The 13,075-nt window shown below is 59.4% G+C and carries 4 protein-coding genes, 1 tRNA gene and 2 pseudogenes; 4 read left to right on the plus strand and 3 right to left on the minus strand.

Going from position 1 to position 13,075, the window contains the following annotated elements; translation table 11 throughout:
• Positions 1 to 50: 50 nt before the first annotated feature.
• A pseudogene (locus AABM54_RS10005) lies at positions 51 to 280 on the minus strand (IS5/IS1182 family transposase); the annotation flags it as partial.
• Positions 281 to 400: 120 nt separating this feature from the next.
• Here AABM54_RS10005 and AABM54_RS10010 point away from each other — a divergent pair.
• The 4 genes and pseudogenes from AABM54_RS10010 (at position 401) to AABM54_RS10025 (ending at position 6,337) form a co-directional block, all read left to right on the plus strand.
• A pseudogene (locus AABM54_RS10010) lies at positions 401 to 2,183 on the plus strand (type I secretion system permease/ATPase).
• On the plus strand, positions 2,152 to 3,477 hold the full coding sequence (locus AABM54_RS10015) for an HlyD family type I secretion periplasmic adaptor subunit (protein WP_347905196.1): 1,326 nt from the start codon (positions 2,152 to 2,154) through the stop codon (positions 3,475 to 3,477). Before AABM54_RS10010 ends, AABM54_RS10015 begins: the two are co-directional and overlap by 32 nt.
• 38 nt (positions 3,478 to 3,515) lie before the next feature.
• On the plus strand, positions 3,516 to 4,865 hold the full coding sequence (locus tag AABM54_RS10020) for a TolC family outer membrane protein (protein ID WP_347905198.1): 1,350 nt from the start codon (positions 3,516 to 3,518) through the stop codon (positions 4,863 to 4,865).
• 770 nt (positions 4,866 to 5,635) lie between these two features.
• On the plus strand, positions 5,636 to 6,337 hold the full coding sequence (locus tag AABM54_RS10025; protein ID WP_347905200.1) for a response regulator transcription factor: 702 nt from the start codon (positions 5,636 to 5,638) through the stop codon (positions 6,335 to 6,337).
• 121 nt (positions 6,338 to 6,458) lie between these two features.
• Here the strand turns inward: AABM54_RS10025 and AABM54_RS10030 are convergent, their stop codons facing one another.
• Together AABM54_RS10030 and AABM54_RS10035 are read right to left on the minus strand one after the other, a co-directional pair.
• Positions 6,459 to 12,020: a DUF5801 repeats-in-toxin domain-containing protein gene (locus tag AABM54_RS10030; RefSeq protein WP_347906163.1), complete on the minus strand. Its 5,562-nt coding sequence runs from the start codon at positions 12,018 to 12,020 to the stop codon at positions 6,459 to 6,461.
• Positions 12,021 to 12,943: 923 nt separating this feature from the next.
• Positions 12,944 to 13,019: transfer RNA gene (locus tag AABM54_RS10035), tRNA-Asn, on the minus strand.
• Positions 13,020 to 13,075 lie beyond the last annotated feature (56 nt).

The raw sequence follows: 13,075 nt of genomic DNA on the forward strand, positions 1-13,075 counted from the left end.
AAATTCGGCCAGCCGTCGCGGGGTCTGCACCGCGGTGGCCAGCGTGAACTCATCGGACACGCTACGCAGTCGGTCTGCCTTGATCGGAAGTGGGGGGTGTTGGCTTTGGTGACCTGCGAACGCTTGTTCTTGAAGGCTCGCCATTCGCTGTGCAATGCGTTGCCGACCGAGCTATGCCTCAGCCCCTTCATTCCAGTGGAAATCGCGGCCTCGATAAACCGTCGTTCTTGCGCTCGGTTTTGTCCCGCGCGGGCACATGCGGCTCGATGTCTCTTTTCTCCTCCGTCGGGCCACTGTAGGGGGAATGCTCGTTGCCTGAGGTGATATCGCCAATTGCTACGCACAGTCGCTCGGCATGATCTAGTCTCCACGAAGGATGGCTTTTCGATCAGGAATTTCAATGCGAAGCACACCTGAAAACAGTCTGCAAAATGCGTTGAAAGCCTGTAGAAACAGCTTTGTTTCTGTTGGCTTTTTTAGCTTGTTCATCAACGCATTAATGCTCGTTCCTACCTTCTATATGCTTCAGGTGTATGGGCGAGTGATAACCAGCGGAAGCTTGACGACCCTGGCAATGCTGACGCTCATCATGACCGGGCTGGTGGTCACGCTCGGCTCCTTGGAATGGATTCGGTCGCGCATCATGGTCCGGGTCAGTACCCGGCTGGATGTGTTGCTGAGTCGCCAGGTCTATAAGGCCAGTTTCAGACGGGCTCTGGAAAGTGGCGGCATGGACGCCTCGGCCCAGCCGCTCAACGACTTGACGGGCTTGAGACAGTTTCTCTCCGGTAATGGATTGTTCGCCTTTTTTGATGCGCCCTGGTTGCCTATCTATATTGCTGTAATGTTCCTGTTTCACCCCTGGTTTGGCTGGGTAGCGACGGGCAGTGCGCTGTTGTTGCTATTGCTCGCGTTTATCAATGAGAGGCTGACGGGGCCGGCACTCGCCCAGGCTAACAAGGAACATATTGGCGCGACGCTCTACACCACGAAAAATCTGCGCAACGCTGAAGTCATCGAGTCCATGGGCATGCTTGAAACCCTTATGGACCGTTGGGGGCGTCGGCAAAGAAACGTCCTGTTGCTGCAGTCCTGGGCGAGCGATAGAGGTGCCATCGTCAGTACGCTTTCCAGGTCCTTCCGGATCCTGGTGCAATCACTGGTCCTGGGTCTGGGGGCGTACCTGGCCGTGGATCATCAGGTGGGGGCAGGCATGGTGTTTGCCGGGTCCGTGCTGCTGGGGCGCGCACTGGCCCCCATAGATTTGATCATCGGCAGCTGGAAGGGCTTTATTGCGGCCCGCTCGCAGTACAGCCGTCTCAAGGACATCCTCGACAAACAACAGGCCCAGCCCGAGCGTATGTCATTGCCTGCGCCTCAGGGGCATGTGCAGGTAGAGAACTTAATCGTCGCGGCACCGGGCTCGAAAACTCCGATCATCAGAAACATAAGTTTCAGCGTGCCTGCCGGTTGCGTTGTCGGAATCATCGGCCCAAGTGCTGCGGGCAAGTCCACCCTGGCCAGAGCGCTGATGGGGATATGGGTGCCGCTGCATGGCGTGGTCCGGCTCGATGGCGCGGACATCAGTGCGTGGGACAAGCATGAGCTTGGGCCGTATATAGGTTACTTGCCCCAGGACATTGAATTGTTCGAAGGCAGCATCAGCGAGAACATTGCCCGCTTCGCCGAAGTCGATTCCGAGAAGGTCGTCCAGGCTGCCAGGTCTGCTGGCGTTCACGAAATGATTTTGCTGTTGCCCGATGGCTACGACACTGTCATTGGCAGCGAAGGCGTCATGCTTTCGGGAGGGCAGCGCCAACGCATAGGCCCTGGCCCGTGCCCTGTATGGCAACCCGCGGCTGATTATCCTCGATGAGCCCAATTCCAATCTCGACGATGTCGGTGATCGTGCCCTGGCGGCGGCCATCCAGCAGCTCAAGCTGACCGGTGCAACCCTTTTTGTGATCACCCACCGAACCAACATCGTGTCCCAACTTGACCGGCTGATGGTGATGAGCGGTGGTGCTATCAGTCTCTATGGGCCGCGCAAGAACGTGCTGGACGAACTCAATGCGCAGCAGCAGGCGCAAAAGCACGCCGCGCAAGCAGGCGCAAGTACTGCTTCGGTCGCTACCGGCAAGGACGATGTCGATGAACCGTACGACTCCCAGTCATCAAATTGATAGCTTCGCCGACCTGGCGGTATCTGATCGAAAAGTACGTCGCCTGGGTTTTGGCATTGTATTGGTGACCTTCGGCCTGTTTGGCACCTGGGCGGCGATCGCACCACTCGATGGCGCTGCTTACGCGCCTGGCGTGGTCACCGTGCAGGCTTACCGAAAAACGGTACAACACCTCGAAGGTGGCATCGTCAAAGAGGTATTGGTCCATGACGGTGACATCGTCAAGCGTGATGACCCGCTGATTATTCTCGATGATGCCCAGTTGCGATTCGAGTACGAGATGACCCGAAGCCAGCTCGTTGCAGCCAGAGCCATGGAGGCAAGGCTCAAAGCTGAGCGGGACAATCTGTCGGTGATCGGCTTTGGCATCATGCCCGATCCCGACAGCCTGCGAGGTGCCGAAGCGCGCCAGGGCGAAACCCAGGTATTCAACGCGCGACGGGGATCACGGCTGGGCCAGATAGCGGTGTTGCAAGAGCGCATTGGTCAGTTGAATCAACAGATCAAGGGGATGGAGGCGATGATCGGTGCCAAGGGCCATCTGGATAAATCCTACAGCGGTGAAATAGTTGAATTGACCGACCTGTTGTCTCAAGGGTTCGTTGACAAACAACGTCTGCTTGAGCAACAGCGCAAGCTCGAAATGCTCAGGACCGAAGTGGTCGACCACCGTTCCACCATTACCAGGACTCGCCTGCAGATCAACGAAACACAGCTGCAAATTCTACAAATCGATAAAGATTTCAATGCCGACGTCGCCAAGCAATTGGCCGAGGTTCAGACCAGGATCTACGACCTGCAAGAGAAAACTTCCGCCTTGGAGGACCGGCTCAGCCATATCATCATCCGCGCACCCGAGGCCGGTATGGTAATTGGCATGACCGTGCATACGGTCGGGGGCATCGTGCGCTCGGCGACACCGCTGCTGGACATTGTCCCCTCGGTTTCAGAACTGGTCATAGAGGCCCAGGTGGCGCCGGTCGATATCGATCGCATCGCCATCGGCAAGCGTGCCGATATCCGTTTCGGCGCATTCAATAGTTCGACCACACCGGTGATCGAAGGCGTGGTCAGCAGTGTCTCGGCGGACCGGCTGATCAACGAAAAGTCAGGTACACCCTATTACCTGGCCCGGGTCCGGGTCACCGAAGCCGGTGCGCACACCTTGGGTGAGCGCAAATTACTGCCGGGGATGCCCGCGGATGTGTTGATCATCACGGGGCAACGCACGCTGTTGCACTACCTGATGCAGCCGGCCCGCAATGCCTTCTCTCAATCGATGATCGAGGAATGACCGTGCGAGTGCTTGCAGTTCTGCCAGGCGGTCTGCTCATGCTTGTACTGGGCACCGATATTGCGTTGGCGCAAGCCGCTGCGCCCGCGCCGACCGGGGTCAGTGCCTCGGCGTTTTCCACCGATCTGATGCAGCTGTACCGTGAGGCCCGGCTGGAGGACCCGCGAGTATTGGCCTCGTATGCGCGAGCGCAGGCGGGCAAGGAGTACCAGAGGGAAGCGATGGGAGCGCTGTTACCGCAAGTCTCGCTCAATGCAGGGGCTAATCGGATTCACCAGGAAAACGAACTGGTGCAGCGCAGTTTTGATAGCGAAAACTACAGCCTAGTGTTGCGTCAGTACCTCTACAACAAGGCCGCGTGGGAGAACTACCAGAAACTCAAGAGCTTGGCCAAACAATCCGACTCCGAAGCGCTGGAAGCTCGGGCCGAAGCCACGGTGGAGCTGGCCCAGCGTTACTTCACTGCGTTGGCGGCCGAGGACGAACTGGAGCTGACCCGGGCCGAGCTTCGGACCACGCAAAAGAGTCTGGATAGAGTCAATGCATTGTACGAAAAGCAGTTGGCATTGATTACCGATCAGCTCGACCTCAAAGCGAGAGTCGATGGGCTGACAGCGCAGGAACTGGATGCCCGGAACCAGGTCAGTGTCAGTCGTGAGGCGCTGGCGGAGATCGTCGGCCGTCCCGTCAAGGAGAAGCTCAGCCGCGTTCGCGACGATGTTCAATTACGGATCTCAGCGCAGAGTCTTGAAGCGTGGGTTCGCGAGGGTGTAGCGCAAAACCCGGCACTCAAGGCCAACGAAAGTGGTGTCGAAGCGGCAGGCGCTGCGTTGCGAGGCGGGAAGGGCGGGCACTATCCGACCCTGAGCCTTACGCTGAGCGCGCAGCAGACCAACGAGGGCTACAACAATTCCTTGGTGCCACGCACCGACAGTTATGTCGCCGGTATTGGCGTGCAAGTGCCGCTGTACAGCGGCGGCGCAACCTCGGCGCGGGTGCGGGGGCTCTACCAGGATCAGGTTTCGGCCGAGCAGCAACTGGAATCGGTGCGGCGCCGGGTGGTCAAGGAGATCACGAGCGCTTACCTGACCGCCAATTCGAGCGGAGAAAAGATCAGTGCCAGCCGTCATGCCCTGGACTCGGCACAGCTGTCCAGAGTGGCGGTAGAGAAAGCGCTCAGTTACGGAATGGTCAATGCTGTCGATGTACTGACCAGCGTACGCAACGAGTTCCGGGCTCGTCGTGATCTGCTCAAGACGCAATACGACTTCGTCACCAATGTATTGACGCTCAATCGCTGGGCGGGAAAACCGCCTGCCGAGAGTGTCGAGAATGTCAATGCCTGGTTGAACCCCGGCAGCGTTAGCCAAAACCTCACATCTCCCTGATCCTGCAAGGTAAAACCAGCGGTGAGCCGCGTTTGCATGGCGGCAGCCCCGCGGCGAAAGTTAACCGCTGCACTCGCTCGCTTACTCATACGATTTCCATCCCGGCGCACATGTCCAGCGAGTCGGTGGTGAGCCAGACCGAGTCGACGCGAATCATCACAATAATCTCGAGAGCTGCGTGACCGACGCCTGCAATTTATGAAGGTTTGGTGGGCTCGTAAATGAAGGTTGGCGCCGGTAAGTTGACGAAATAATTTCTGCTGTACTTAACTGCACACCGCTCGTCGATTAATTGACGATTTTGATCGAAGTCAGACTGTGGTCGCAGATCGCCCGCCACGCCCCTAAGACCTTGATTTTCGAAGGCTGAGGGCGCCCCGCTGGAACATCAGCCAGGGCCACCTGCATGAGGCTTGCGTCTATGCCTGGCGGACGAGCGGGCGGGCAGCGCGTCGGGCTGGCCTAGACTCAGTTGAGCGTTCGAGGGAGCCCATCATCATGCGTAAGTCTTTGTTAATAATTCCTATTTGTGTTGTTTCGATGCCTTCGCTCGGCTTTTGGGGGCGACCCCAACCTCTGCCGGTGCAGTGGGCACAAGTGTCCCCGGGAACGACAGGAACCCTGGTTGCCAATACCCGAGCGGGCACTGTCAAAGCCTGCCGACGCTCGCATCTGTCCTTCAATCACGATGGCCAGGTGAGCGAGCGGCTGATTCAGGAAGGTCGGCGGGCGAAGGCCATCGTTCATTGTTCAAGGGAGGCAGGAGGGTAATGCCGGCCCGTAGAAAGCCGATACGCGTGATGCTGGTCGATTGTCGCCCCCTCGTTCTCATCGGCCTTCACGACTTGATCAATGCCCGCAAGCCTCAAATGGAAGTGAGCGGCCAGGCCACCACCTATACCAAGGCGCTGGATCTTGCCGATCAGTTGCGTCCCGATGTCATTTTTTTCAGTTTCTTTCCCGATGCGCTGAACCCGCTGGCGGTCGTCGCGGGGCTCGCGCGCAGCGCCGAAATGAAAGTGCTGGTGCTCAAGGGGCTGTACGAAGTCGTCCCTGTTGCCCAGGCGATAGAGGCGGGCGCCCGCGGCATCGTGCTGGCGGAAGACCCGGCGGAATCGATCATCCGAGCCATCATCAAGGTCTACTATCGCGACATCGGACTGGATAGAGCCTGGGCCGGTGGGCTTTCCGACTATGCCGCAACCGGGCATATTCCCTGGAAATGCAATTTGGAACAGGCGAAACAGGCGCGGCTAACGCTGCGCGAGAGGGAACTGATTCGCGCCATTGTGGGGAATCCGTCCGCTAAATATACGTGCATCGCCGGGCATCTGGGCATCAGCGAGCACACTGTGCACAACCACCTCAGCAACATCTATCAAAAGCTTAATCTCATCAACCGCATCGACTTGCTGATGTACGCGATGAATCACGGGCTCACCCACAATGACGAGCCGCCCGAGTCCACTTAAGTGGGGTTGGATTGAAATTCATCTCAAAACACGACGGTCTGACATCCCTTTTAAGCACTGCAAGAAGCAATGCGAGGGTGGTTGCTATGCCACCCTCGCATGCTTTCACGCGCGCGATGTATCAGGCGCCGCCGAATACAACGTCGCTGGCCAGAAGATCAACCCCGACCAAGGTGATGGTCGTTGTTTGTCCGCCAGCCTCGGCAACCGTCACGATGCTGTTTGCGCCGGTGTTGTCGATCGATTGGACCGACGCGTTGTGGTCGCCGTTGAGCACCAGGGTGTCTCGCTGGCCTGGGTTCACATCGAAGCCAATGATCTGGTACAGGTTCTCGGAGGCTGACAAATCGACGTTGAAGGCATCAGGCACGCCGGCCGTGCCAACCAGCGTGTAGTCGAAGAGTGCGTCGTTCGGGTCATTGGCGAACAGGTTGGCGTTGAACGTACTCGTTGACGAGTCCCCATCCTTGTCCGTCAGCGTCGCGTTGAACGACAGCTTGACATCGCTGGCCAGGTTTTCGCTCTCCTGAATGAACTGAATCACCGGGATCTTGATCACGCCCAGGCCCATCGTGAGCTGAACCGCGTCAATGAGCTTCGAGTCCGCTCTCTCGATGAGGAAGGATGTCTGTCCTCCATTCTCCGAGGTCAGATCAGCGGCAAGAACCTTCGTCGGCGGACCCGAAGTAGTGCCGTCATCGTAGAAGATCGTGTAGTACAGCTCTTCCGTTGCCGGGTTGTACCCCTGCACCGAGTTGTCGATGAAAACTTTCATGCCCGTCAACAAGGTCTCGGGATTGATGACGAAACTCTCGTCACCGGCATTGATGCCTGCCGTTCCGTTTCCATCCAGGTTGTTGTTGGCAATGCCGATGCCGGACGTGCTGACGTTCATGTTCGCGGTGCCGATGAATGAAAACCCGCTGGCTTCTATCTGCGCTTCGGTGAGGTCGGGCGCTCCCGGCGTGATGGCGGAAAATATATCGGCTGAGGTAGTGGTCGCGTTCACACCAAAAAAGACAATCTCCTCGGATGCCGAAGGAATCGTCGGGTCATTCGTCGTCGGAATTAACAATGTGCGCACGGGATCCGGGCCACCGGCATCGAGCGAGCCGTCGGCACTGCTGCGCACGATCGTCGAACTGAAGCCTTGCACCAGATCCAGTGCATAGCTGCCGTTGGCAAAGGCAGTCAGCGTGTAGTCGACGCTGGTATTCGCCGTTGCGGCGTTGTTGTCGAAATCGCCGGTCAATGTCCCTGCGAAATGGTACGCGCCACTGGCGTCCGGCGAGGACCCTTGCTCGATGAGCGTGCCGACCCCGGTCGTGGTCGTGTTGTCTGGCCTGACAAGGGTGAACTGGCCATTTACCAACGAGATATCCAGGCCGGTCGCACCCAGCCCATCGGCTCCGTTCGTATGATCCCAGAACCCGTATTGGGGAAGGACGCTACCGGTTCCGACCAGGTTGCCGAACGCAAGTGATGGGCCGTCGTCGTGGAACACCAGGTTCTGCCCGATGTTGAGCGTCGCATGGGCGCTGTCGCCGTCCTTGTCGGTCTTGGTCGCCGTCAGCGTCACCAGGTTGTCTGAGGTCAGGCTCGTTGAGTCATCTGGATTGGTTGCGTCGGGATGTATCAAGGCCCGGATCTGGTCGAGCGTGACGTCGCCATTGGCGGCTGCGCTGACCGTGAACACCAGCAGGTTGGTGGTGGCGGTGCGGCCTTCGACCACTGTGCCGTTGAGTGACAGGTTCACTGCCTCACCCGTGGCGGTATCCGTGAGCCCGGAGGCACCCGCGACCACGCCCAGTGCATAGGTCAGTGTGCCGGCGCCATCGGCGCCAAACGCCGAACTGAAGTTGGCGGCAAAGTTCTGGGTGGCGTTGGTCGCCAGGACGGTTTCGTCCACGGTCAGCACCGGCTCGGTGCCGGTGGTGCTGATGCTCGGCCCGTCGTCCTTGAACGTCAGGTTCTGCCCGATGTTAAGGGTCGCCTGGGCACTGTCGCCGTCCTTGTCGGTCTTGGTTGCCGTCAGCGTTACCAGGTTGTCCGAAGTCAGGCTCTTCGCGTCATCGGGATTGGTGGTGTCGGGATGCACCACCGCCCGGATCTGGTCGAGCGTGACGTCGCCATTGGCGGCCGCGCTGACCGTGAACACCAGCAGGTTGGTGGTGGTGGTGCGGCCTTCGACCACTGTGCCGTTGAGTGACAGGTTCACCACCTCACCGGTGGCGGTGTCCGTGAGCCCGGAGGCACCCGCGACCACGCCCAGTGCATAGGTCAGTGTGCCGGCGCCATCGGCGCCAAACGCCGAACTGAAGTTGGCGGCAAAGTTCTGGGTGGCGTTGGTCGCCAGGACGGTCTCGTCCACGGTCAGCACCGGCTCGGTGCCGGTGGTGCTGATGCTCGGTCCGTCGTCCTTGAACGTCAGGTTCTGCCCGATGTTAAGGGTCGCCTGGGCACTGTCGCCGTCCTTGTCGGTCTTGGTTGCCGTCAGCGTTACCAGGTTGTCCGAAGTCAGGCTCTTCGCGTCATCGGGATTGCTGGCATCGGGATGCACGATTGCCCGGATTTGATCGAGCGTGACGTCGCCATTGGCGGCCGCGCTGACCGTGAACACCAGCAGGTTGGTGGTGGCGGTGCGGCCTTCGACCACTGTGCCGTTGAGTGACAGGTTCACTGCCTCACCCGTGGCGGTATCCGTGAGCCCGGAGGCACCCGCGACCACGCCCAGTGCATAGGTCAGTGTGCCGGCGCCATCGGCGCCATACGCCGAACTGAAGTTGGCGGCAAAGTTCTGGGTGGCGTTGGTCGCCAGGACGGTTTCGTCCACGGTCAGCACCGGCTCGGTGCCGGTGGTGCTGATGCTCGGCCCGTCGTCCTTGAACGTCAGGTTCTGCCCGATGTTAAGGGTCGCCTGGGCACTGTCGCCGTCCTTGTCGGTCTTGGTTGCCGTCAGCGTTACCAGGTTGTCCGAAGTCAGGCTCTTCGCGTCATCGGGATTGGTGGTGTCGGGATGCACCACCGCCCGGATCTGGTCGAGCGTGACGTCGCCATTGGCGGCCGTGCTGACCGTGAACACCAGCAGGTTGGTGGTGGCGGTGCGGCCTTCGACCACTGTGCCGTTGAGTGACAGGTTCACCACCTCGCCCGTGGCGGTATCCGTGAGCCCGGAGGCACCCGCGACCACGCCCAGTGCATAGGTCAGTGTGCCGGCGCCATCGGCGCCAAACGCCGAACTGAAGTTGGCGGCAAAGTTCTGGGTGGCGTTGGTCGCCAGGACGGTTTCGTCCACGGTCAGCACTGGCTCGGTGCCGGTGGTGCTGATGCTCGGCCCATCGTCCTTGAACGTCAGGTTCTGCCCGATGTTAAGGGTCGCCTGGGCACTGTCGCCGTCCTTGTCGGTCTTGGTTGCCGTCAGCGTTACCAGGTTGTCCGAAGTCAGGCTCTTCGCGTCATCGGGATTGGTGGTGTCGGGATGCACCACCGCCCGGATCTGGTCGAGCGTGACGTCGCCATTGGCGGCTGCGCTGACCGTGAACACCAGCAGGTTGGTGGTGGCGGTGCGGCCTTCGACCACTGTGCCGTTGAGTGACAGGTTCACTGCCTCACCCGTGGCGGTATCCGTGAGCCCGGAGGCACCCGCGACCACGCCCAGTGCATAGGTCAGTGTGCCGGCGCCATCGGCGCCATACGCCGAACTGAAGTTGGCGGCAAAGTTCTGGGTGGCGTTGGTCGCCAGGACGGTTTCGTCCACGGTCAGCACCGGCTCGGTGCCGGTGGTGCTGATGCTCGGCCCGTCGTCCTTGAACGTCAGGTTCTGCCCGATGTTAAGGGTCGCCTGGGCACTGTCGCCGTCCTTGTCGGTCTTGGTTGCCGTCAGCGTTACCAGGTTGTCCGAAGTCAGGCTCTTCGCGTCATCGGGATTGGTGGTGTCGGGATGCACCACCGCCCGGATCTGGTCGAGCGTGACGTCGCCATTGGCGGCCGTGCTGACCGTGAACACCAGCAGGTTGGTGGTGGCGGTGCGGCCTTCGACCACTGTGCCGTTGAGTGACAGGTTCACCACCTCGCCCGTGGCGGTATCCGTGAGCCCGGAGGCACCCGCGACCACGCCCAGTGCATAGGTCAGTGTGCCGGCGCCATCGGCGCCAAACGCCGAACTGAAGTTGGCGGCAAAGTTCTGGGTGGCGTTGGTCGCCAGGACGGTTTCGTCCACGGTCAGCACTGGCTCGGTGCCGGTGGTGCTGATGCTCGGCCCATCGTCTTCGAAGATGATCTTGGAGCCGATTTCGGTTTTCGTAACAGAGGCTTGGAGCAGCGTGAAGCCACCGATATCAAAATCGGCGTGGTTATTGCCCTTGGCGTCGAGGGCCGCCCCGTTCTCGATGAGCACGCGGTTGTGATCAGAGGTTGTGGTGTATTCAATCTGGTAGCCGGCTTTAACGCCGGTGATGGTTGCAACCCCGGCAGCCGTAAAGCTGATGGTAATGGCCGGATCATTCGCGGATCCGTTTGAATTCTCGATCACCAGCCCGGTGCTAATGTTGATGACGCGAACATTGGTGATGGCAACCGGCGTATCACCCGCATAGCCGTTGATGAAATTCACGCCAGGTTCAGCAGCGGTGTTGAATGCGCTGACCGTGACGACAGCACTCTTGCCGCTTTGCAACTGCACGACGTCGAAATTGGCCGACCTTGCATTGAAGACGCCGGTAAAGTCGATGTTGGATTCGACATCCGCTTCGTTCTGATCAAGGTTGGGAATGGTCACATTCTGCCTGGCACCTGTGACGAACGAAAAACGGATGCCTTCCTGTTCCGTAATCATCTGATTGTTGGTGCCGAAGGTGGTCGGGCCACCCGCCTGGCTGGTATTGATCGTGTCGCCAGTCGTTATGTTGGCGCCGCTTGACTGGTCGGCGGGATTCTTGCCAGTGGCGATGATGGTGGGGTCCGTGATCCGCAAGACGCCACCGTCATTGACAACGGTCGGGTTCGCCGTCGTGAACATCAGGAAAAGGTTCTGGCCGGAGGGCGCATTGGCCAGACTGAATTCCGCGTCCTGACTGGCGCCGACGAAAACCTTGTCCAGCAGGTTGACCTGGTCATCGGGGTTCGTCGTATCTGGATGCTTGAGCGGTGCGTATTCCACGGTCCAGATCTTGCCACCTGTAGGTGGCGATCCGGTTTCTTCAATGTAGGCAGCGAACACGATAGCGCCGGTTGGGCCTCCAGCCCGGCCCAGAACGATGTTGTTGTTCGTATCCGTATAGAGAAGGATGCTGATGTTATCGAGGGTATCCAGTCCGCTGTCCACGCCATTGAGCGGTGCGCCAGTGCTGTCGACAAAGCTGATATCGGTAATGCTTGCTCCGGGCGCAGCGGTGATGGTGAACGCGTTGCTGCCTGTGTTGCCCGCCGCACCGGTGTAGCCACTCAAGGCAGCACCCGTTGCGGTACCGGCCCCAAGTGCGGTCAAACGGGTAGAGAGGGTCGAGGGCAGGGACGCCACCAGAATGTCGTTGTCGTCAGCGTCTCCCGCAGGGCTTGCAGTGGCAGTGGCGTTCTGCAGCCCGGCCGTTTCGTCCAGCGTAACGTTCACGCCGGTCGCCACGACGCCCGGACCGCTGTCGGTAAACGACGTTGTCGCCACGGAATCGTCCCTGCTGCCGAACATGCCATCGGCGCCCGCAGAGGTCGCGGTGAGCAGAAACGTCGCGCCTGCCGAGTCGTCAGGATTCACGTACCACGAGGTGGTGACGCTGCCGTTGACTTGGCCATCAAGATCGCCGGTGCTGCCGTCGACCACGTACCAAGGGTCGTGTCCCTCGCCGGTGTCAGTGTCGAGCACGTCATCGGGTGTGCCCCACACGTTATCCGCGCCGGCGCCGGTGGCGTGCTCCACTTCGAACGCCACTGTGCTGCCGGCAGCGAAGCCGTTGGCCGTGACGGTGGCGGTGCTGCCGGGGGCGTAGTCTTTCAGTTCGGTGGTGACGGTTGGAGTGTATTGGGGGGCTGTATCGCTCGCGAAGGTATAAGACCTGTCATCGCTCGCGTTGACGCCCTGGCTGACAGGTAACAGATCGGTATCAATGTTACCGGCCGCGTTGCTCGTTAGCGATGAATGTTGCTTGCGAATAGCCATGGCCTTCTCCTAAGCAATTGCGGTCATTGAGGGCCTGACCGTGGACCTTTTTCTTAAGTAGGCTGCAACTATGGATAAGCGCCGGGGATCGCGCATCGGCCGTTACTCCCAGGCGAGGTGGGAGTTTCGGGCTACTTTTTGGGGGGCGGGATGAGGGCGCGAAGGCGCGGTGCCGCCTGTTCCGTTTGTGAACGAGGGCATGCCGCCGGTACTCAAGGCGATCCGGGCTTTAAAAAGAAATGGTAGAGAGATAGCTTTAGCTGATCGACGGGATCATAAACAGGCTGGTCTGGCTGAGGGACTTTCATTGGCTGTAAGCCATAACGAAAAATGCTCCGTATCTTTCGATACGGAGCATTTTTTGATTACCGCGCAGATTGCCAGGTTTTCACGCAGGCTGATAAGGCGGTTTTTCGGGTTGCAGAGATTATTGAAGCCTTCTCTGGAACCTTGTCTGGCTCCACGACCTGGACTCGAACCAGGGACCCAGTGATTAACAGTCACTTGCTCTACCAACTGAGCTATCGCGGAATTCGCCGTATGTTACTGATTAAAAAGAACAAGTCAAGCGCGGCTTGAAAAAATAG

The sequence above is a fragment of the Pseudomonas purpurea genome, from assembly GCF_039908635.1.
GTDB classification, from domain to species: Bacteria; Pseudomonadota; Gammaproteobacteria; order Pseudomonadales; family Pseudomonadaceae; genus Aquipseudomonas; species Aquipseudomonas purpurea.

Bases quoted from the DNA above. Each gene is read 5' to 3' on its own strand.
- AABM54_RS10020 (WP_347905198.1), top strand. From the start codon at position 3,516: ATGCTTGTACTGGGCACCGATATTGCGTTGGCGCAAGCCGCTGCGCCC.
- AABM54_RS10015 (WP_347905196.1), top strand. From the start codon at position 2,152: ATGAACCGTACGACTCCCAGTCATCAAATTGATAGCTTCGCCGACCTG.
- AABM54_RS10025 (WP_347905200.1), top strand. From the start codon at position 5,636: ATGCCGGCCCGTAGAAAGCCGATACGCGTGATGCTGGTCGATTGTCGC.
- AABM54_RS10030 (WP_347906163.1), bottom strand. From the start codon at position 12,020: ATGTTCGGCAGCAGGGACGATTCCGTGGCGACAACGTCGTTTACCGAC.